A 21265-nucleotide genomic window follows, 5' to 3' on the forward strand; every position below is an offset into this window, starting at 1 on the left:
CTGGTCGGGTTTTTCGGGGACGGTGGGAGCGCATGGATTCGACGGGGGAGCCCACCCACGCCCGATGCGCCATCGCCGGGTGCGGTTGGTGCGATCGGGACGGGCTGGAATGCCGGTACTGCCGTGGCACCGGATGGTGGCGGCCGGAACGGCCGTACCGGGAGGTCAGCGGTGTCATCGTCTGGTCACGGATCGACGAGCCCTGCCGGGGCTGCGCCGGGACCGGCAAGGAGCATGGCCCGGTGGTCGCTTCTTGACCAGCGATGGAATCATGGCGGCGTGGGCCGGACGAGTGCGGGGACGATCTCCGTGTCGGGTCGGATCCGCGTGGAGGAGTGGGCACATTGCGCTGGGTCACTTATCTGTCGCCGAGCGGTGGCGGTGCCCGCGTCGGCGCGCTCGACGACGGTGACGTGATGGGCAGCCCCGACGGGGGCGACCTGGGTCGGCTGCTGGAGGGCGGCCCGGCGGTCCTGGAGGCCGCCCACGACCGTGCCGTCGCGCACGCCATCGAGATCATCGTGGAACCGGAGGCGCGGATGTGCGCCCCGGTCGCGCCCACCGCCCTGGTCCCGGTCCGCATGGGCGACCGGGAACTGGAGATCCATCCGGAACTGGTGCGCGGCGTCGACGACATCGTGCTCTCGGAGGCCCGCACCGCCTGTGTGGGCGTGGCCGCGCTCACCGTCGGCCAAGGCGAGGCCCTGGCCTACACCCCCGCCTGCCTGTGGCTGGACGGCGCCGGGGACGCGGTTCAGCTGATGCTGGGCCCGGTCCTGACCACCGCGGACGAAATCGTCGGTGGTGCGGTGGAGACCTTCACCTCCGTGGAGGAGAAGGAGAACGGTCGCGGCCGGATCGACCTGGAGGACGAGTGGCTGGCCCGCGGGCCCGGTCGGGTACGGGCGCTGCTCTCGGTCGTCACGCCGACCCTGGAGGCCGACGACGAGCTGTTCGTCGACGTGGGCGAGCTCGGCACCTTCGAGGTCAGGGTCGGCTCCCAGGTCTGATCAGGGCGTGTATTCCCAGTGCCAGGGTTCGAAACCACCGCGCGCCCACTCGGGGTTGTCCCAGCCGTACTCGGGGGCGTGGTCGAGCATCCAGTGGTGCTCGACGGTCTCGGGTTCGTTGACACCGCCGCACAGGTCCACGGCCACGCCCAGCCCGTGCGCGCTCGTACCGGGTCGGGCGGCCATGCCGGGCAGCATCTCCTGGAAGAGTCGCACCTGCTCGTGGTAGGGCCGGTAGGAGTCGGTCACGCACACCGGGCGGCCGAACTCGGAACGGTAGGCGTCGTCCAGATCGATGAAGGCCTCGGCGGCGTCGGAGCGCAGGGTCTCCCCGGTCTGGGGGAGCGGGCACAGCATCGCGTCCGGGACGCGGCCGTTCTCCAGACCATCGGCCCCGCCTTCGCCGCACCCGCTCCGGTGTGCTTCCTCGGCCTCCTCCGGCCGGGGGACCTCCCGTGTGTCGGCCAGGACCTCGTCGCGGCGCTCCTCCAGATCCGTCTGCTGTTCGAGCAGCTCCCGCGCACGTTCCTCCTGCTTCTCGATCGCCTCTTCCGCGTCCTCACGGGCCTCGTCCGCGGCCTCGGTCGCCTCGGCCTGTTCATCCTCGGCCGTGCCGGCGGCCTCGGCCAGGGTGTCCGCGGCCACCTGGGCGGCCTCTGACCGGTCCAGGTCCGCGGAACGGTGTTCGCCGAGCAGGGTGAGGTAGGCGCCGCGTTCCAGAAGCCCCACGGGCCCCTCGGGGCCACTCCAGGCTCGGGTGATGCTCAGGTCGGCCCCCTTATAGGCGCCGGCGGCCTGCCTGGCCGTGCTCAGGCGACGGTCCTCGTGACGTTCGACCGCCGTCTCCGACCGTCGATCGGCGGCCTTCCGGGTTTCGGTCGCCTCCTCCAGCCGCTCGGACTCCTCCTTGTAGAGTCCGATCTTCTCCGTGGCTTTGTCACGGAGCGTGGCGACCTCGGATCGAGCTGTGGCGAGTTCGACCCGCAGGGCCTGGAGTTCGTCGGCGGGTTCGGCCCTGGCGGGGGCGGCGAGGGAGAGCGTGCAGAGCAGGGCGACACTCAAGGGGAGCAGACCCATAACCGGAACGTTCCCGGGCGTACAGGCCCGCACAGAGGGAAAGAAAGAGCCCACGGTGCCGGAATCATCACGGTGGGTACCCGCTTTTGGATGTGGCGTGGTGCGCATTCCCGAAACTCCCCCCGGACCTGCGTGTGTGTCCTGCCACGATGTCACGAGTCGTCGCTCTTGGTGACGAAGTGGGGGGTGTGTCCAAATAGTTACCTCAATGTCTGAGGTGGTTTCGGTCTCCCTGCCTGACCTGGCCGATTGGTCATAATGTAGACGTAGGGGGCATTATGTCCTCGGGTAAACGGAGATGATCTTGCCGTTCGGTGCCAAACGACCGAAGCGAGTGCTTCGCGCCCATTGATACGCTATCCACCGCACGCGCACCTCGAAAAACTTTTGGGTGCGCGGCTCCTCTCCTCCCAGGCGAGTCCGGCGGACAGTCTTCACATCTCCCCACACTCCCACCGCTTCCTGTATCTGGTGGACCATGTGGTCTAAACCGATTTTCCGGTGCGGAGCGGTCCAACCCCTGGGTTCAACAGCCGTTCGAGGCGGTGACACGAAAGGTTGCGAGGGTCCGTGTCGACACGAGCGACGAAATACGGGGCCGGCGCGCAGAGCGAGGCCGCACAGGCCGACAGCGCCGACGCCACGCCCCAGCGCAGAGCCAATTGGTGGCGGCCACGTAACTGGCGGGTGCGCTCCCGACTGGTGGCCCTCATCGTCATCCCCACCGCCGTTGCGCTCGCGCTCGGTGGTCTGAGGGTCTACGAGGCCTCGGTCTCCACCGTCACCCACGCGCATATCGAGGACAGAGCCGAAGTCGGTGTCCTCATCGTGGAGTTGGCCAACCAGCTGGGCCATGAGCGCACGGCCAGCGCGGTCTACATCTCCGACAGCGCGGACCCGAGCAGCCGTTCGGACTCCCTCCGTCAGGAGCTGGACGACGAGCGGGACTCCTCCCGCGATCTCCAAAGCACGCTGACCGCTCGCCTCGATGACATGGGCGAGATGGACGGGGAACTGGCCCAAGGCCGCCTCTCCACGATGCGCAGCCAGCTTGCCACCCTCGAAGCCCTGCGCACCGAGGTGGACGAGACCCGCATCACGGTCCTTCCGGTGGTCACCAAGTACCGCACCATCGTCCGGTCCCTGGCGGACTTCAACCAGACGATCGCGGACGAGACCGACGACACTGACCTGCGGGAGAGCGTCCGAGCCCTCACCGCACTGTCGAACTCGCGGGACCAGCTCTCCTACGAGACCGCGCTCATGGGACACTCCCTGGCGCGTAACTCGATGACCGGCGGTATCTCCGAGGCCATCGACTCCAGCCGGGCCCGCTACGAGAACGAGATCTCCAACTTCGTCCAAGCGGCCAGCCCGGACCAGCGAGCGATCTTCGACGAGAACTTCACCGGCCTGGAGGTCAGCCAGGTCTCCACCATGCGCATGCGCGTCATGTACCGCGCCGAGCGCGGGGACGACCTCACCGGTGTGACCGCCAACGACGGTCCCGACGACTACAAGGCCATCGCCGACGTCGCTCTGGAACGTCTCCAGTTGGTCGAGACCGGTCTGGCCGAGGGCATCGCCGAGGACGCCAACGATCTGCGCGCCGCAGCCCTGCTCCGCACGATCATGGACCTCGTGATCGTCGCCGGCGTGCTCCTGGCCGTCTTCATCCTCACCTCGCTGGTGGTCCGTTCCCTGGTGCGCCCGCTGCGCATCCTGGAGGACGGCGCCCGTCGCGTCGCCGAACGCGACCTGCCGGACGCGATCAACCGGATGCAGGAGGCCGGTACGGTCCCCGACACCGTCAAGGTCACGCCCATCGAGGTCGACACCCACGACGAGATCGGCGAGGTGGCCCGTGCCTTCGACGACGTTCACCGCGTCGCCCTGACACTGGCCTCCGACGAGGCCGCACTGCGCAGCAACGTCAACGCGATGTTCGTCAACCTGTCCCGTCGAAGCCAGACCCTGGTGGAACGGCAGCTGCGTCTGATCGACGGTCTGGAGCAGTCCGAGCAGGACTCCGATCGCCTGTCCGACCTCTTCCAGCTGGACCACCTCGCGACGCGTATGCGCCGTAACAACGAGAACCTGCTGGTTCTGTCCGGCCAGGACAACACCCGTAAGTGGGCCCAGCCCGTCCCGCTGGTCGACGTCCTCCGTGGCGCCGTCTCCGAGGTCGAGCAGTACGAGCGCGTCAACGTGCGCGCCCCCTCCCACATCTCGGTCCTCGGCCGTCCGGTCAACGACGTCATCCACCTCGTCGCCGAGCTGGTGGAGAACGCCACCGCGTTCTCCCCGCACGACACCGAGGTGCTCATCAGCGCCAAGAGCCTGGACAACGGAGCCGTCCAGGTCGACGTGACCGACAGCGGTATCGGCATGGCGCCGGAGGACCTGGCGGCGATCAACGCCCGCCTGGCCGCACCGCCGGTCATCGACGTCGCGGTCTCGCGCCGCATGGGTCTGTTCGTGGTCTCGCGCCTGGCGCACCGCCACGGCATCAAGATGAACCTGAAGGAGGCGCACGGCGGCGGTACCACCGCGGTCGTGACCTTCCCGCCGGACCTGCTCATCACCCCGGTCGACGGTCAGCACGCCCTCGGCGGTCCCAACGCCCGTCCCGAGCTCTCCGCGGGAACGCCCGACACCTTCGCCGACGCCCAGGCGGCCTTCGCGGCCTCCCCGGCGGCGCAGGAGCCCGGCGATCCCTGGGAGAACCAGGACGGAGCAGGCGCCGCCCCGGGCGACATGGGCGGCCTGCCCAAGCGCACGCCCGGCGGTGCCCGCACCGACGAGCACCCGCCCAGCGGCCAGGACTTGTGGAACACCGACAGGAGCGGTGACACCACTTCGGTCTGGGATCCGCCGAACCGGGCCCAGGGGCTCTCGCCCACCAACGGCGCCTTCGACAACAGCGCCGGGTCCGTGGTGGACCCCTACGACACGCCCGAAGAGGACGAGCCGCAGCCGGAACCGACCGGCCGCAGCCTGTTCGACCCGGCGCCCCGCAAGACCGACACCGGCTCGTTCGCCGGCCCGGACAGCGGCGCGTTCCGCCGCCCGGGCCCCGACACCGGTGCCTTCCGCCGGCCCACCGAGGCCGAGCGGCAGGAGACCGAGTCCTACGACGTCTTCGGAAGCCGTGGCGACGCCGCTCCCACGGATACCGGGACCCACAGCAGGGGTGCGTTCGACACCGGAGCCGGCCAAGGCGCCGAGCGCTACGACGACGCCAGCACCGAGTCGTTCCCGGCGGTCTCCGCCTGGGACCCCGCGCCGGCCCGTCCGGAGCAGTCACAGCAGCCGCGTCAGGCCGACCCCAACGAGACCGGTGGCCGCCGCAGCGGGATCGGTGACGGTCGCGAGGGATACGGCTCCACCGCCTACCTCTCGCGCCGCTATGGTGGCGCCCAGGGGCCGAACAACACCGTTGTGCCTCCCACGCCCGCCGGTGAGGGCTCCGACTCGCTGCCGATCTTCGACGCGATCGAATCCAACTGGTTCAAGCGCCGCAGCGGTGGCCCCACCGTGGACGCCACCGAGACCGGCCCGATCCAGCAGGTGCCGGCGCCCGAGAGCCGTCCCGCGGCCCGGGAGACGGCTCCGAGGGTCGAACAGAGCCCGCGGACCGAACAGAACCAGGGTTCCGAGCAGGATTGGAACTCCGCCGCCGACCGCGGTTGGAAGGCCGCACGCACCGCCGCCGAGCCGCTCGCGGGTGGTCTGACCACCTCGGGCTTGCCAAAACGAGTTCCCAAGGCAAACCTTGTCCCTGGGACCGCGCCCAAACCGGAGAACTTCAAGCAGATGCCCACACGAAGCGCGGACCACGTCCGCAACCGATTCTCGGGACTGCAGAAGGGCGTCCGGGACGGGCGTAACCGACGCGGAGACAGTCCGGTGGAGGAGTGACCCACGTGGCCAGTGGTGGGACGGGGTCCCTCTTATTCCGGGAAGCTGGATGCAATAGCATCTATCGAGCTTCTCGGACGCACCACACCCGTCACTTGACGAGAACAGAACACCAGACTCCCGGCTTCCCCCACGGGAGGGGCCGGGCAGTTCGCAGAGGCAGTGCTGTCACATGCCGTGCCGGCGGTAGCAGTGCCGAAAGACCGACCGGCGAACTTGGACAGGAGATCAGATGAGTCGACAGGTCAATGAACTCAACTGGTTGATCACTGACTTTGCCGACCGGGTACCCGATGTCGCCCACGCGATCGTCGTCTCCTCGGACGGCCTTCCGTTGGCGTCGTCCGCGGGCTTCCCAACCGACAGGGCGGACCAGCTGGCGGCCATCGCCTCCGGCCTGTCCAGCCTGACACAGGGCGCGTCCCGGGTGTTCGAGGGTGGAGCGGTCGCTCAGACCGTCGTGGAGATGGAGAGGGGGCTGATGCTCATCATGGCCATCAGCGACGGCTCTTGTCTCGCGGTCCTCGCGGCGGCCGAAAGCGACCTCGGGTTGGTCGCGTACGAGATGACCCTGCTCGTCGAGCGGGCCGGGAGGGCGCTGACACCAACGGCGCGGACCTCGGGAATCCACTGATCCACCACCGACAGGAGGAAGTGGTGGCACCTCACAGTAGAGATGCCGGGAGCGCCTCGTGGTTCGGTCAACAGCCGGGCCATCCCCCCACGGGTGGGATGCCGGCCGTGCCGGGCGGCGGAGATGTTCCTCGACCAATCCAACAACCGTTTGACCAACGACCCGCGCCGGGGAGCGCACCCAGTTCGCTGGTGCGTCCGTACGCGGTCACCAAGGGCCGTACCAAGCCGAAGTCTCAGCTTCCACTGGAAGCATTGATCTCGGCCACCGAAGCGGCCCGGAACGAGTCGGGCATGCTGACGCCTGAATGGCAGGCGATCAGTGACCTGTGCCGGGAATGGCGGTCCGTAGCGGAGATCTCCGCGTTGTTGCGGATGCCTCTCGGTGTGGCGCGGGTGCTTGTGGCGGACATGTCCGAGCAGGGACTGGTCCAGATCAGGTCTTCGCTCGATAACGAAGCTCGCCCCAACACCAACCTGCTTGAAAGGGTGCTCAGTGGACTTCGCAAGCTCTAGCCCAGCCGAGGAAGGCGGTGCTGGGGGAAACGCGATGACGTCGGTCAAGATCGTCGTCGCCGGGGGCTTCGGTGTCGGGAAGACGACATTCGTGGGCTCCGTCTCCGAGATCGTGCCGCTGACGACCGAGGCGGTCATGACCAGCGCGAGCGTCGGTGTGGACGACCTCGCCAAGACGCCGGACAAGCAGACCACCACGGTCGCCATGGACTTCGGTCGCGTCTCCCTCGACTCGGACCTGATCCTGTACCTGTTCGGTACCCCCGGACAGCACCGGTTCTGGTTCATGTGGGACGACCTGGTCAAGGGCGCCATCGGTGCCGTCGTGCTGGTGGACACCCGCCGGCTGGCGGACTGCTTCCCCGCGATCGACTACTTCGAAGAGGCGCGTCTGCCCTTCATCGTCGCGATCAACGGGTTCGACAGCTACTACCCCCACGCCGCGGACGAGGTCCGGGATGCGCTCACGCTCAGCCCGGAGATCCCCATCGTCCAGGTGGACGCCCGTGACAAGGCCTCCACCAAGTCGACGCTCATCACCCTCGTCGAGCACGCCATCACGGTGGGGGACCCCGAGGGCGCCGCAGGGCAACAGCCCACATCCACCGGGGGCCAGAACTCCTGGCGGTGACCGGGATCACTCCCGGGCCGGGGTCCCGCACGAGCACGGCCCGGTTCCCGTCTGTCGGGAACCGGGCGTCCGTGCCGGCATCATGGCCGGATGAGCTCTTCCTCCGACGCCGCTGCGATGACCCGACGGTTCCGTGAGGTCGCCGAGGGGGTGCTCGACGCGTTGCTGGACGACGCCCCCGAATGGGCGTTGGACCTCGGTGACGCCGGTGGCGCCCATCGGTTGACCGACCACACGGTCGAGGCCGACACGCGCCGCGTGGCCACACTCACCGACGCACTCGGTTCCCTCGACGAGATCGACCAGGACCTGCTGCCGACCGAGGACTCGGTCGACCTGGAGGTCCTGCGTTCGCGTGTGTCCGCCGACCTCTGGCACACCGCCGAACTGCGCCCCCACACCTGGGATCCCCTGACCTACGCGCCGGGCGAGTCCCTGTACGTCCTCCTCGACCGCGACTCCCTGCCTTTGCCGGAGCGTCTGGAGGCACTGGCCGCCCGCTGCTCGGCCCTTCCCGACTACCTGGCCACCGCGCGGGAGCGTCTCTCCGAGGGGCCGGGTATCCCGCGTGCACACGCCGAGACCGCCCTGGCCCAACTGGCGGGTGCCCGCACCCTGCTCACCGACGAACTGCCGGCGCTGGCCGCCACCGCGTCCAGCCGGCCTTCCCGGTTGGAGGGAGCCCGTGAGGCGGCCCTGGCGGCCGTGGACGAGTACACCTCGTGGCTGCGGGCGGAGAACGAGTTCGCCACCGCCGATCCGCGACTGGGGGAGCGGATCTTCGCCGCCCGGCTCTGGTACACCCTGGACTCCGAACTCTCTCCCGACGCCCTGCGCGTGCGCGCCGAGAGCGACCTCATCGCCACCGAGGAGGAACTGGCGGAGGTCGCCGCGGAGTACGAGGACCGCCCTCGCCGTCCCGGACAGGCCGCCGAGGTCCTGGCCGCCCTGGCCCGTGAGAACGCCACCGACGCCGACACGATCCGACCCATCGCCGAAGAGGCCCTGCGGCACCTCTACCGGCGGGTGCGCGAACTCGACATGGTCACCGTGCACGACGACCCGGTGCGGGTCGTGCCGATGCCCGAGGCGCGTCGTGGCGTGGCCGTGGCCTACTGCGAGCCGCCCGGTCCGCTGGACCCGCGCGTGGCGGAACTGCCCACCCTGGTCGCGGTCGCCCCGCCGCCCGCGGAGTGGCCCCGCGAACGCCGAGAGTCGTTCTTCCGCGAGTACAACGGTGTTCTGTTGCGCAACCTCATGGCCCACGAGGCGCTGCCCGGACACGCGCTCCAACTGGCCCACGCCGCCCGACACGAGGGCCCGACCCGGGTGGGAAGGGTGCTGTGGAGCGGCACGTTCGTCGAGGGGTGGGCGGTGCACGCCGAAGCGGTCCTGGCCGGGCACGGATGGACCGACGGCTCCGACGCCGCCGCCCGCCGCGAGAACCTGGCACTGCGCCTGGTCCAGCTCAAGATGCGGTTGCGCATGATCCTCAACGCCATCCTCGACGTTCGGGTGCACACCAAGGACATCACCCGGCCGGAGGCGATCGCCCTGATGGTCGAGCGCGGACACCAGGAGGAGGGCGAGGCCCACGGCAAGTGGCGCAGGGCCGAACTGACCAGCGCCCAGCTGTCCACCTACTACGTCGGGCACGCCGAGGTCGCCGACATCGCCCGTGACCTGGGGGTCGCCCGGCCCGAGCTGTCGGAGCGGGCACGACACGACGCCATGCTCGCCCATGGAGCCCCGCCCCCGCGCCACCTGCGCGCCCTGCTCGGCCTGTAGTCCTCGGAGCGGGGCACACGGGCCCCGTGTGCCCCGACGTGGGCGCTCCATCGCGCTTCTATGCTGGGATGAGACGCACGAAAACGGTCATCGAGGGAACGGACGAGCCATGCGCGGCGCCGACGACGAGCCCGACAACGTGACCCCGCCCGGGGCGGGGACCGGAGTCCCCGACGGTCGGGAACGGCTCTGGACCCCGCACCGCATGGCCTACATCAAGGGTGAGGGCAAGCCCACCGGGCCCCGCGCCGAGGACGGTTGCCCGTTCTGCCGGGCCCCCGAAGCGACCGACTCCGAAGGCCTTGTCGTGGCCCGTGGCAAGACCGCCTACGTCGTCCTCAACATCTACCCCTACAACAGCGGCCACCTGCTGATCTGCCCCTACCGACACGTCCCCGACTACACCGCGCTGGACGAGGACGAGACGGCCGAGGTCGCGATCCTCACCCAGGCGGGCATCCGGGCGCTCACCGATTCCTACCGCCCGCAGGGCTTCAACGTCGGAATGAACCTCGGTACGGTGGCCGGAGCCGGGATCGCCGCCCATCTCCATCAGCACATCGTGCCCCGATGGGGCGGCGACACCAATTTCATGCCGGTGATCGGCGACACCAGGATCCTGCCCGAGATGTTGGAGCAGACCCGGGTCCGGCTCTCCGAACATTGGCCACGGGGGTGACCCCGACCGGTCCCGGACCCGAGCCGTGAGACGGCGGATCCGGTGAAGCGCCACCCCCAGCGGGTAGCGGCTCCCACCCCCACGACCGTTCCCGCCCTACGATCACAAGAAGACATGCTGAGAATCCTTCGTCCCATGATTTCCCGGGTCACCGCTCCGCTCGGTCGGAGCCTGGCCCGGATCGGCCTGACGCCCAACATCGTCACCATCGTCGGTGCCGCGGGTGTCGTCGTCAGCGCCCTGTACTTCTATCCCCGCGGCCAGCTCTACGCGGGATCGGTGGTCATCACCGTCTTCGCGCTCTTCGACATGCTCGACGGTGCGTTGGCCCGGGCCAAGGACAGCGCCAGCGCCTTCGGTGCCTTCCTGGACTCCAGCCTCGACCGGGTCGCCGACGCCGCCATCCTCGCCGGACTCATGTGGTGGTTCGTCGGTGAGGGCGACGATCCGATGCTCGCGGGGCTCACCCTGTTCTGCCTGATCAGCGGGTTCATGGTGTCCTACATCAAGGCGCGCGCGGAGGGACTGGGCGTCAACTGCGACGTCGGTGTGGCCGAACGCACCGAACGGCTGGTCATCATCCTGGTCGCGGTCGGTCTGAGCGAACTCGGGGTGCCCTACATCCTCGCCGGTGGCCTGTGGCTCCTGGCCGGGATGAGTCTCATCACCATCCTCCAGAGGCTGATCGAGACCCGCGCCCGGCTCAACGACCCCGACTTCGCCGGCGAACAGGGCGAGGGCTCCGACAGCAAGGCCGACAACGAGGCCTGAGCCACACGGCCGGGCATCGAAGCGACGAAGAGGCGGGACGAGGAAGCACGACGTGGACGAACGCATGGCCGACCTGGCCTACGCTGCCGGGTGGTCGCTGGTCCGCCGCTCACCGGAGAGCGTCGGGCGGGAGGTGTTCCGACTGATCGCCGACCGCTCCTGGCGCGCTCGCGAGGGCGGCACCAGGGGGCTGGAACGCAACCTGCGCAGGCTGGTCGGCCCCCACGCCACGGAAGCCCAGCTCAGAGCGTTGTCCAAGGCCGGTATGCGCTCCTACATGCGGTACTACTACGAACTCTTCCGATTGCCCGCCATGGGTCGTGACCACATCCTCTCCCACACCCGACAGCGCGGTGTGGAGGTCCTGGAGGAGCACATCCGTTCCGGCCGGGGTGTGGTCGCCGCCCTGCCGCACATGGGCAACTGGGATCACGCCGGTGCGTGGATCGCGGCCCGCGGTACCCCGTTGACCACCGTCGCCCAGCGACTGCGTCCGGAGAGCCTCTACCGGCGCTTCACCTCCTACCGTGAGTCCTTGGGCATGGAGGTACTGCCGCTCACCGGAGGTGGCGCCAACACCGTCGGCGTTCTCGCCCGGCGCCTGCGCGAGGGCGGCCTGGTGTGCCTGCTCGCCGACCGTGACCTCCACGGCACCGGCCTGGAGGTGGACTTCTTCGGGGAGAAGGCGCGCATGCCCTCCGGCCCCGCGGCCCTGGCCCTGAACACCGGCGCCGCCCTGATGCCGGTCTCCCTCTGGTACGACGGCCCGTACTGGAACATCCGCGTGCACGAGGAGATCCCCGTCGCCGAGGCGCCCACCCGAGCCGAACGGGTGCAGGACACCACCCAGGCGCTGGCGCGGGTGTTCGAACGCGCCATCGCCGAACACCCCGAGGACTGGCACATGCTCCAGGCGGTCTTCGGTTCCGACCACGAGGCGGACCGGAGCCGATCCGGGTGAAGATGCGTGTGGGGGTCGTGTGTCCCTACTCCTGGGACGTGCCGGGCGGGGTCCAACAGCACGTGGGCGACCTCGCCGAGGCGCTCATCGCCATGGGCCACCACGTGTCCGTGCTGGCCCCGGTGGGCGACCCCGAGCACCCGACACCGTCCTACCTCGTCTCGGCGGGGCGACCCGTCCCCGTGCCCTACAACGGCTCGGTGGCCCGCATCCGCTTCGGCCCCCGCGCCTCCGCGCACGTTCGCCGCTGGCTCGCCGAGGGCGACTTCGATGTCCTGCACGTCCACGAACCGGCCGCGCCCAGCCTCTCCCTGCTGGCCTGTTGGTCGACGGACGGCCCCATCGTCGCCACCTTCCACACCTCCAACCCGCGTTCGCGGGCGATGTCGGCCACCTCCACCGCCCTGCGCTCCGCCCTGGAGAAGATCAACGCCCGAATCGCGGTGTCCGAGGCCGCGCGACGCACCCTGGTCGAACATGTGGGCGGCGACGCCGTGCTGATCCCCAACGGGGTGTCGGTACGTCGCTTCACGCGCGCGCGACCGCTGCCCGGGTGGCCCGGCGAGGGCGGCTCCATCGGTTTCCTCGGCCGCCTGGACGAACCCCGCAAGGGCCTGGGGGTGCTGATCGAGGCCTTCACCCACCTGGCCCCGCACCGGCCGGGCCTACGGCTGCTCCTGGCGGGTCCCGGCCGACCGGACCTGTCCGGGGTCCCCGACGACCTGCGCGAACGCGTGGTCTCGCTCGGTCGACTCGACGATGACGACAAGGTCCGCGCCTACCATTCCTCCGACGTCTTCTGCGCACCCAACCTGGGCGGGGAGAGCTTCGGCATCGTCCTCACCGAGGCGATGGCCGCCGGCGCCGCCATCGTCGCCAGCGACATCCCCGCGTTCGACGCGGTCCTGGCCGGCGGCGCGGCCGGAGAGCTCTTCCGGGTGGCCGACCCCCACCACCTGGCCGAACGGGCCGCCGTTCTGCTCGACGACCCCGACCGGCGCGCGGAACTCTCTCGTGCGGCCCGCGCCACCGTGCGCGCCTACGACTGGGACACCGTCGCCGCGGACATCGCCCACGTGTACGAGACCGTCCTGCTCGGTGCCCGCCATCGTCCCGTACCGCAGGGGTGAGCGATCCTGAGCGATGACGTCTCCTTCGTGGGCACGGTGGTCGCCGTCCTGCTGGTCCTGGCCCTGATCGGCTTCTACCTGTCCTGGCGAGCCACCCGACTGGACCGGCTCCACCACCGTGTGGAGACCGCGCGCGCGGCGCTGGACGTCGCCCTGCTCCGCCGAGCCGCCGCCGTCCTCGACCTGGCCGCATCCGGCCACCTCGGCACCGAGGCGTCGGTCGGACTCAGGGAGGCCGCCAACCGGGTTCGCCGAGCCGACGCCCCCCACCGGGAGCTCGCCGAGAGCGCCTTGTCGGCGACCCTGCGCGAAACCCTGGGTACACGCACCGCCCTCACCACCGGCCGGGAGTCCCAGGAGGTGCGGGTCGCGGCCCGCGGGGTCCACCTCGCCCGCGTGTTCCACAACGACGCGGTCGGCGACACCCGCCGCGCACGCCGTTCCCGACTCGTTCGGCTCCTGCGTCTGGCGGGCACCGCCGCCCTGCCCGACTTCTTCGAGATGGACGACCAGGCGCCCGAGGCCGCCCACCCGCGGCCGACCCCCCGCGGTTCCACCGTGGAGCGGGCATCCGGCGACAAACACCTATCTGGTCAAAGGTCCCGAAACGGCCCTGACTAGGATGGGGATCTGCACCGAGGCCCTCGCATCAGGGCCGATCCCCCGATCAGCAGACGAAAACAGGAGCCCACCACCGTGGCTGACAACGCAACGAACAGCTCCGACGACGCCGTCGGTACCCAGCGCGTCAAGCGCGGAATGGCCGAGCAGCTCAAGAACGGCGTCATCATGGACGTCGTCACCCCTGAGCAGGCCAGGATCGCCGAGGACGCCGGCGCCGTGGCGGTCATGGCCCTGGAACGCGTCCCCGCCGACATTCGCAGGGACGGCGGGGTGGCCCGCATGTCCGACCCGGACATGATCGACGGCATCGTCGAGGCGGTCTCCATCCCGGTGATGGCCAAGGTCCGTATCGGCCACTTCGTCGAGGCCCGGGTACTGGAGTCCCTCGGCGTCGACTTCATCGACGAGTCCGAGGTCCTCACCCCCGCCGACGAGGCCTACCACATCGACAAGTGGGCGTTCAGCGTCCCGTTCGTCTGTGGTGCCACCAACCTCGGCGAGGCCCTGCGTCGTCTCTCCGAGGGCGCCGCCATGATCCGTTCCAAGGGCGAGGCCGGCACCGGCAACGTCGTCGAGGCCACCCGCCACATGCGCTCCATCAGCGGCGAGATCAAGCGTCTGGGCACCCTGGACGAGCCCGAGCTGTTCGGCGCCGCCAAGGAACTGCGCGCCCCCTACGAGATCGTCAAGGAGGTCGCGCGGCTGGGCAAGCTGCCGGTGCCGCTGTTCTCCGCCGGTGGTGTGGCCACCCCCGCCGACGCCGCCCTCATGCGGCAGCTGGGCGCCGAGAGCGTCTTCGTGGGTTCGGGAATCTTCAAGTCCGGTGACCCGGCCAAGCGCGCCGACGCCATCGTGCAGGCCACCCTGCACTACGAGGACCCGGCCGTGATCGCCCGCGTCTCCCGAGGACTGGGCGAGGCCATGGTCGGCATCAACCTGGAGGAGCAGCCCGACTCCCAGCGTTACGCCGGTCGAGGCTGGTAACGGCGTTGAAGACGCGGGCGGGGTGTGGTGGGGGACCGGCGCACCCCGCCCGCGTCTTCATCGCGATTCCGCTGGACATTCGAATGAGGACGTACTTGACCGCTGTACCCACCATCGGTGTTCTCGCCCTCCAAGGGGACGTGGCCGAGCACGTCGCCGTCCTACGTTCCCTGGACGTGCCCGTGGTGAGGGTCCTTTCCCCCGAGCACCTGGACGCCGTGGACGGTATGGTCCTGCCGGGTGGCGAGTCCACCACCATGTCCAAGCTGGCGCTGCGCTACGGCCTCATGGAGCCGCTGCGCGAACGTGTCGCGGCGGGTATGCCCGCCTACGGGACCTGCGCCGGCATGATCATGCTCGCCGATGAGATCCTCGGCGGTACCGACGACCAGCGCACCGTCGGTGGGATCGACATGACTGTGCGCCGCAACGCCTTCGGACGCCAGAGGGAGTCCTTCGAGGCCCGCGTGCCGATCGACCGAATCGGTGGGGGACCCTTCGAGGCCGTGTTCATCCGGGCGCCCTGGGTGGAGCGGGTCGGATCCGGGGTCATCGTCCTCGGAGAAGTCAAGGGGCCGGGCGAGGCCGGTAGGATCGTCGCCGTACTACAGGGCGGCCTGATGGCCACGTCCTTCCATCCAGAACTCACCGGCGACGCGCGCATCCATCGCCTCTTCGTCGACATTGTGAAAGGACACGCATGAGCGGCCACTCTAAGTGGGCCACCACCAAGCACAAGAAAGCCGTCATCGATGCCAAGCGCGGCAAGCTCTTCGCCAAGCTGGTCAAGAACATCGAGGTGGCAGCGCGCACCGGCGGTGGTGATCTCGAAGGCAACCCGACGCTCTACGACGCCATCCAGAAGGCGAAGAAGAACTCGGTCCCCTCGGACAACATCGAACGTGCCCGCAAGCGTGGCTCCGGTGAGGAGGCCGGTGGCGCCGAGTGGCAGACCATCATGTACGAGGGGTACGCCCCCGGCGGGGTGGCGTTGTTGGTGGAGTGCCTCACCGACAACCGTAACCGCGCCGCTTCCGAGGTGCGCGTGGCGGTCACCCGCAACGGCGGCAACATGGCCGACGCCGGTTCGGTGTCGTACCTGTTCAACCGCAAGGGCGTCGTGATCGTGCCCAAGGAGGGCACCACCGAGGACGACGTCACCATGGCGGTGCTGGAGGCCGGTGCCGAGGAGGTCGAGGATCTCGGTGAGTCCTTCGAGATCATCTGCGAGGCCACCGACCTGATCCCGGTCCGTACGGCCCTACAGGAGGCCGGGATCGATTACGACTCGGCCGACTCCAACTGGCTTCCCAGCATGGAGGTCCCGGTGGACGCCGAAACCGCGAAGAAGATCTTGCGCGTGGTGGACGCCCTGGAGGACTCCGACGACGTCCAGAACGTCTTCACCAACGCGAACATCCCCGACGAGGTCATGGCCGAGCTCTAGAGCTCGGCCTTCTTCTTCGGCGCCTGTGGTCGCACTCCTCGGGGGTGCGGCCACAGGTCGTTCGAGGTCCGTGAGACCACGTGGGCGTCGGCACGGGTCGGTCCGGAGAACACCGCCGCCAGGGGTGAACCCAGGGCGTGGGAGATCGCCTCGGCAGGCTCCGCCGGCATCGGGGCGAGGACCGGGTCGGCGTCGGCCAGTCTCCGGGTGAGCGCGGCCTGCCGGTCCAGGTCCCCGGCCGGGCCCGGAGCGATGCGCATGGGTGTGCCCGCGCCATCTCGATACCCGGTGCACCAGAGCAGGTCCCGTCCGATCCGGGTGGGCGCGTCGGCGTGGGTCACCACCAAGGCGTCCACCCCGCCGGTGGCGGCCAACGCGTAGCGGGCCGCCACCAGGTCCAGATGTCCCACCCGGAACGCGCCCTGCCAGGGGTGGTCGCGGTTGTGCCGGTCGGGCAGCCGGGCGGCGAGCACGGGATCCTCGGTCACCAGAGGACCGGCCCCGTGCCTGGTGGTGAAGGTGCGCAGCACCCCGAACCGGCGGGCGTCGCCCGGCCGCCCCGCCTCGTCGAGCAGGGTCAGCGGGTTGGCGGTGGTGGTCGTGGACCAGGTGGTGTGCGGGTGGAAACCGTGCCACTCGTCCAGCAGCACACCCTGCGCCCCCTCGAACACCACCGGGGACCGGGCCAGCAGCCGGGGCAGGTACGTCTCGTCCACCAGACGGACCCGGTCGGCGAACGCGGCGTAGGCCTCCAGACATTCCTCCGGGTCGGGCCCGCCCTCCTCGCCCGAGGCCTCCGGCCCGAGCGCCTCGGCCAGGGCGACCAGTTTGCGGCGCAACCGCGCGGGCGTGGCGCAGTCGCCCACGGTGGGCGCCAGGTCGGGGTGGTCGATGGCGTACGCCATGGTCTCGCCCACGCCCATCCCGCAGGACCCGTGCCGGTCCGAGCCCCGTGCCCGCTCCCGTGCCCGGTTGGCCGCCCGGTGCCACGGCGTGCTGATCAACGCCCGCCGGTCCACGGTGACCAGCGACAACGGGTCCTCGACACCGAGCGATGCCAGGTGGGCCGCCTCCATGGCCAACGCGAACGGATCCACCACCATGAACCGGGAGAGGTGGGTGGGCACCGGCCCGTCCGGGGCGAGCGTGCCCGCCCCGAACTGGGAGAACGTGTGGTGCCGCCCGTCGGGGGTGACCACGTTGTGCGCCGCCTGGGCGCCCCCGTTGGCCCGCACGGCCGCCCCGTACCCACCGGTCGCGCACAGCAGGTCCACGGTCACCCCCTTGCCGGCGTCGCCGAACCCCAGGTCGACGACGATCGCGTGTGCGCTCACAGCCGGTCCACCCCCGGCCCGTCGCCGGCCAGACCGGTCATGCCCGGGTCGGTGACGAGCGGTCCCCGCCCGTGGGACAGCGGTCGCAGCGCCTTGCCGACGGCCTCGCCGGCCTTCGACCCGGTGTCGACCAGGTCCCGCAGACCTTCGTCCAGGTCGATGGCCTCCTCGCCCAGGCCCACGGTGACCGCGATGGTCTCGCACACCGCGTCCAGGTCGTCCAGCAGGATCAGGTTCTGGCCCAGGTGCTCCTCCCAGAACCCGCGGACCCGGTCGTCGCGGAAGTGGGCGCTGCCGGTGGGCATGATGTAGTACACCTCGAACCGGCGTCGCAGCTCGTCCAGGATGGCGGGGAACGCGATGTTCTCGGCCAGGTCGTCGCCGATCACCTCGCGCACCTCGCGGGCCTTGACCGCGCCGTAGGCCATCTCGTCTCCGACGATGAACAGGTACCCGCGCCGACCGCGCTTGTCGAGGCAGTCCATGGCGGTGTGCCGGGCCATGAAGTACATGGCCAGTTCGTAGGACTCGGTCATCTGACCCCCGCCCCCGCCCTCCAATAGCAGGTTGCCGAGGTCGTCCTCCAGTTCGTTGCCGGACTCGAACTGGCCGATCTGCAGGGGTACCCGGTCGCACGTGGCGTCGCCGATCGCGCCGAACAGGATCTGGGGGTCCTCCACGTACCCCTTGCGCAGCAGCAGCCCGAACAGGTCGGGCAGCTTGGTCCGCAGCACGCGGGGGACGCCGCCCATGGAGCCGGTGACGTCGAACAGCACCGACACCGCCAGGGAGTTCGGGTGGGCGTCGGAGTCGCGGCTCTCGCGGACGGTGACCCCGTGGGGGTCCAGGTCCGGGTGCGGCTTCCAGGTGCCGCGCGCGCCCTTGGTGGCGTTGTCGTGGTAGTCGAACGCGCCGATGCCGCGCGAGGACCGGTAGGCCTGTCGGGCGTGGTAGGCGTCGGTGGACCAGTGGCTGCTTCCCATGGCGGTCTCCTTCGATCGTGGTGAGAGGTGGGTTCAGGGGGTGGGCATGTGGAAGGGGCGGAACCGACGCGGCCCGAAGGACCGTTCCAGGGCATCGTCCAACTCCCCGAGCAGGGCGAACGCGTCGGAGGGCCGCCGTCGGGGTGCCGGCAGCGAGCAGCCCCGCGCGAGCGCCGACAGCCGTCGTGGCAGCCGGCCGGCGGTCACGAACTCCACGCACTTCGTCGCCATGTACACGTCGATGGCGGGCAGCGCGGGGCGCCGGTCGGCGACCTCGGGCGGGTACGTCTCCTCGCGGCGCGGCACCATCGCCGGAACGTGCGGCGCGCGGCGGGTCGCGTCGAAGGTCACCGAGTAGCACCAGTCCACGAGAACCAGACCGTGCTTCTCGGGGTGGATCAGGACGTGTTCGGGAACCACGGCTCCGTGCACGACCCCGGCGCGGTGGGCGTTGCCGATCGCCACCAGCAGCCGGCGCCACATCCAGGCGGCGTCCCTCGCGTCGATCCCGTCGGGGTACGCGCGCCGTACCTCGGCCAGGTCGTGGAACCCCGACAGTCGCCCCAGAAGGTTGCCGTGCCGTTCCACCCGCGTGGTCGGGTCCCGGTGTCGGAGCGTCCCGATCAGTGGGGGCGCGAACGCGCGGTAGCGTCGCTCGCCCCGTTCACGGACACGCCGCAGCGCGGTGGCCTCGGCCCGCAGCAGGTCGTTGTCGCGGGGAGCTCGGGGGAGTTTGAGCACCGCGTCCCGCCACCGGTCCCCGTCCCGGTAGCGCGCCGCGCGCAGGTCGGCGATGTCGCCTTCGGCCAGGGGACGACCGCGATCGACGTGGTAGGTGCGCTCCTCGGTGGTCAGGACCAGATCGTTCAGGCCCGGGCCGCCATGGACCGCGTCCCGGTAGCGGCGCCAGGAATCGGTGAGGCGGATGAACCCCCGCGCCGCGGCCACCCGATGTTCCGCGGGTGCGGTGTCGGGGTGCAGCCGCCGGGCGAGCCGACGGTAGGCCGCGGTGGCGGCGGACGGGACCCGGCCGTCCTCGGGCAGCGGCCCGAACAGGTCGGCGGGTCCGGCCGCCAGGTCGACCCGGCGCAGGGCGGAGTCGATGGTCTCGTGGGCTCGCGGTTCCGGGCCGGTCATTGGGCACCGCGGAGCAGCGGCGGGTGCAACAGGGCGGCCCCGCCCGCCCGGTACAGGCGGGCGCGTCGGCCTCCACCCGAGCCGCCCCGGTCGGCCAGTTCACCGGTGTCCTCGACGAATCCGGGGGTGGCGAGGATCTTGCGGTGGAAGTTGGCGGCGTGCAGGGTGCGTCCCCAGATCGCCTCGTACACCCCGCGCAGGGCGGTGATGGTGAATGCCGGGGGGAGGAACGCGGTGGCCAGCGACGTGTATTCGAGTTTGGAGCGGGCCCGTTCGACGGCGTCGTCGAGGATGCGGGCGTGGTCGAAGGCCGTTCCCTCCTGTCCCGTCCAGGGCGCCCAAGCGGCTTCGGCGGTGTCGCGCCCCGCTTCGGGGTCGGGCAGGTCGGGGGCGAACACCATGTACGCCACCGAGATCACCCGCATGCGCGGGTCGCGGCCGAGCGCTCCGTAGGTGCCCAGCTGTTCCAGGTGGATCTCGGCGGGCATCGGGGTCTTCTCGGTGAGGACGCGCAGCGCGGCGTCCGGAAGGTCGGGGTCCGCCGGTCCGGCCTCGGAGTCCTGAGCGCGGACGAACCCGCCGGGCAGGGCCCACAGTCCGCGTTGGGGGTGGGCGGCGCGGCGGGCCAAGAGGACGTGGGGGAGGCCCTCGCGGATGGTCAGGGCCACCACGTCCACGGTCACCGCGGCGGGCGCGAAGGCGTGCGGGTCGTAGGAGGACAGGAACCCGCGTTCGTCCCCGTCGTCGTACCGCCGGTCGATCCCCTCGGACACTTCCGACCCCTTAGTTGTGCTCAGCTTGAGTAATTCTCTTACTGAGAACAACATAACCCGCACTGCGCCTCCTGTCCAGCCCCGGACTCGACCAGGGCGGTAGCGTCGACACGCGTGAGGGGCGGCGGGCGCTGTCGTCCCACGCCGCTAGCATGGTGCGAACGAACGTTCGACCGAGTGAGAGAATCAGGGTGACCACGTGCGCGTGCTGGGGATCGACCCGGGGCTGACCCGCTGCGGCATCGCCGTCGTCGAGGGATCCATCGGCAGCCCGCTGCGCCTGATCGCGGCCGACGCGATCCGCACCACCCCCGACACCGACCTGCCCCAGCGTCTCCTGGGCATCGAACGCGGCATCGAGGAGTGGCTCGACAAGTACGAACCCGACGCGGCGGCCGTCGAACGCGTCTTCGCCCAGCACAACCTCAGCACCGTCATGGGCACCGCCCAGGCCAGCGGCCTCGCCCTGGTCTGCGCCGCCCGCCGGGGCCTGCCCGTCGCCACCCACACCCCCAGCGAGGCCAAGGCCGCCATCACCGGCAACGGCCGCGCCGACAAGGCACAGGTCGGCACGATGGTGGCGCGTATCCTCGGACTCGACGGCCCGCCCAAACCCGCCGACGCCGCCGACGCCGTGGCCCTGGCCATCTGCAACATCTGGCGCGGCGGGGCTCAGGCCCGGGTCGCCCAGGCCCAACAGGACTTCGCCCGCAAGGTGGAACTGGCCCGCCGAGCGCGTGGCCGCTGACACCGCTCCCAGGAAGGAGACGGGTACCCATCCAGGTGCCCATGACAGGTAAAGGGATCCCGGTCCTGAAGTACCGGGCTTTCAGCCCCGTGTGGCTGAGGGCCGTCTTTACCAGCAC

At 70.2% G+C, this 21265-nt stretch carries 21 protein-coding genes; 16 read left to right on the forward strand and 5 right to left on the reverse strand.

Going from position 1 to position 21265, the window contains the following annotated elements; genetic code table 11:
* Positions 1 to 32 precede the first annotated feature (32 nt).
* Entirely contained in the window at positions 33 to 257 is a 225-nt protein-coding gene (locus tag BQ8420_RS11765) for a hypothetical protein (RefSeq protein WP_087098312.1), read from the forward strand.
* An 87-nt stretch (positions 258 to 344) separates the two neighbouring features.
* On the forward strand, positions 345 to 1010 hold the full coding sequence (locus BQ8420_RS11770) for a hypothetical protein (protein ID WP_087098314.1): 666 nt from the start codon (positions 345 to 347) through the stop codon (positions 1008 to 1010).
* Here BQ8420_RS11770 and BQ8420_RS11775 read toward each other — a convergent pair whose 3' ends face one another.
* A complete protein-coding gene (locus BQ8420_RS11775; protein WP_235006099.1) occupies positions 1011 to 2087 on the reverse strand; it encodes a M15 family metallopeptidase in 1077 nt (358 codons plus the stop codon).
* A gap of 687 nt (positions 2088 to 2774) precedes the next feature.
* Here BQ8420_RS11775 and BQ8420_RS11780 point away from each other — a divergent pair.
* The 13 genes from BQ8420_RS11780 (at position 2775) to BQ8420_RS11840 (ending at position 16172) form a co-directional block, all read left to right on the forward strand.
* Positions 2775 to 6008: a nitrate- and nitrite sensing domain-containing protein gene (locus tag BQ8420_RS11780; protein WP_200815903.1), complete on the forward strand. Its 3234-nt coding sequence runs from the start codon at positions 2775 to 2777 to the stop codon at positions 6006 to 6008.
* Positions 6009 to 6240: 232 nt separating this feature from the next.
* Positions 6241 to 6642, forward strand: coding sequence for a roadblock/LC7 domain-containing protein (locus tag BQ8420_RS11785; RefSeq protein ID WP_017599665.1), 402 nt, complete (start codon positions 6241 to 6243; stop codon positions 6640 to 6642).
* Positions 6643 to 6740: 98 nt separating this feature from the next.
* Positions 6741 to 7157, forward strand: coding sequence for a DUF742 domain-containing protein (locus BQ8420_RS11790; RefSeq protein ID WP_235006101.1), 417 nt, complete (start codon positions 6741 to 6743; stop codon positions 7155 to 7157).
* 34 nt (positions 7158 to 7191) lie between these two features.
* A complete protein-coding gene (locus BQ8420_RS11795; protein ID WP_087098322.1) occupies positions 7192 to 7788 on the forward strand; it encodes an ATP/GTP-binding protein in 597 nt (198 codons plus the stop codon).
* Positions 7789 to 7878: 90 nt separating this feature from the next.
* The gene (locus BQ8420_RS11800) at positions 7879 to 9576 is read left to right on the forward strand and encodes a DUF885 domain-containing protein (protein WP_235006103.1); all 1698 of its coding nucleotides are present in this window, start codon (positions 7879 to 7881) and stop codon (positions 9574 to 9576) included.
* A gap of 109 nt (positions 9577 to 9685) precedes the next feature.
* Positions 9686 to 10255: an HIT domain-containing protein gene (locus tag BQ8420_RS11805; RefSeq protein WP_087098326.1), complete on the forward strand. Its 570-nt coding sequence runs from the start codon at positions 9686 to 9688 to the stop codon at positions 10253 to 10255.
* 135 nt (positions 10256 to 10390) lie between these two features.
* A complete protein-coding gene (gene pgsA, locus BQ8420_RS11810; RefSeq protein WP_087098328.1) occupies positions 10391 to 11026 on the forward strand; it encodes a phosphatidylinositol phosphate synthase in 636 nt (211 codons plus the stop codon).
* A gap of 52 nt (positions 11027 to 11078) precedes the next feature.
* Positions 11079 to 11987, forward strand: coding sequence for a phosphatidylinositol mannoside acyltransferase (locus tag BQ8420_RS11815; protein WP_087098330.1), 909 nt, complete (start codon positions 11079 to 11081; stop codon positions 11985 to 11987).
* A 2-nt stretch (positions 11988 to 11989) separates the two neighbouring features.
* Positions 11990 to 13117: a glycosyltransferase family 4 protein gene (locus tag BQ8420_RS11820; RefSeq protein ID WP_087098332.1), complete on the forward strand. Its 1128-nt coding sequence runs from the start codon at positions 11990 to 11992 to the stop codon at positions 13115 to 13117.
* Positions 13118 to 13144: 27 nt separating this feature from the next.
* Entirely contained in the window at positions 13145 to 13738 is a 594-nt protein-coding gene (locus tag BQ8420_RS11825; protein ID WP_235006104.1) for a hypothetical protein, read from the forward strand.
* Positions 13739 to 13813: 75 nt separating this feature from the next.
* Complete coding sequence (gene pdxS / locus BQ8420_RS11830) at positions 13814 to 14725, forward strand: pyridoxal 5'-phosphate synthase lyase subunit PdxS (RefSeq protein ID WP_087098334.1); 912 nt, start codon at positions 13814 to 13816, stop codon at positions 14723 to 14725.
* A gap of 95 nt (positions 14726 to 14820) precedes the next feature.
* Complete coding sequence (pdxT, locus tag BQ8420_RS11835) at positions 14821 to 15429, forward strand: pyridoxal 5'-phosphate synthase glutaminase subunit PdxT (RefSeq protein WP_087098336.1); 609 nt, start codon at positions 14821 to 14823, stop codon at positions 15427 to 15429.
* Positions 15426 to 16172, forward strand: coding sequence for a YebC/PmpR family DNA-binding transcriptional regulator (locus tag BQ8420_RS11840; RefSeq protein ID WP_087098338.1), 747 nt, complete (start codon positions 15426 to 15428; stop codon positions 16170 to 16172). Before pdxT ends, BQ8420_RS11840 begins: the two co-directional genes overlap by 4 nt.
* On the opposite strand, the gene BQ8420_RS11845 is transcribed toward BQ8420_RS11840, so the two are convergent.
* Genes BQ8420_RS11845 through BQ8420_RS11860 form a run of 4 tightly spaced genes read right to left on the reverse strand, consistent with a single transcriptional unit; the run spans position 16169 to position 20399 of the window.
* Entirely contained in the window at positions 16169 to 17506 is a 1338-nt protein-coding gene (locus BQ8420_RS11845) for an adenylosuccinate synthetase (protein ID WP_087098340.1), read from the reverse strand. The two genes, BQ8420_RS11840 and BQ8420_RS11845, sit on opposite strands and share 4 nt — an antisense overlap.
* Positions 17503 to 18489 carry a hypothetical protein gene (locus BQ8420_RS11850; protein WP_087098342.1) on the reverse strand — a complete coding sequence of 329 codons (987 nt, stop codon included), beginning with the start codon at positions 18487 to 18489 and terminating at the stop codon, positions 17503 to 17505. Before BQ8420_RS11850 ends, BQ8420_RS11845 begins: the two co-directional genes overlap by 4 nt.
* A gap of 33 nt (positions 18490 to 18522) precedes the next feature.
* On the reverse strand, positions 18523 to 19626 hold the full coding sequence (locus BQ8420_RS11855; RefSeq protein ID WP_087098344.1) for a J domain-containing protein: 1104 nt from the start codon (positions 19624 to 19626) through the stop codon (positions 18523 to 18525).
* A complete protein-coding gene (locus BQ8420_RS11860) occupies positions 19623 to 20399 on the reverse strand; it encodes an NUDIX domain-containing protein (RefSeq protein ID WP_235006106.1) in 777 nt (258 codons plus the stop codon). Before BQ8420_RS11860 ends, BQ8420_RS11855 begins: the two co-directional genes overlap by 4 nt.
* A gap of 199 nt (positions 20400 to 20598) precedes the next feature.
* On the opposite strand from BQ8420_RS11860, the gene ruvC reads away from it, so the two are divergent.
* Positions 20599 to 21147, forward strand: coding sequence for a crossover junction endodeoxyribonuclease RuvC (ruvC, locus tag BQ8420_RS11865; protein WP_087098346.1), 549 nt, complete (start codon positions 20599 to 20601; stop codon positions 21145 to 21147).
* Positions 21148 to 21265: the final 118 nt, after the last annotated feature.

Source organism: Nocardiopsis sp. JB363, assembly GCF_900143625.1.
Classification (GTDB): Bacteria; Actinomycetota; Actinomycetes; order Streptosporangiales; family Streptosporangiaceae; genus Nocardiopsis.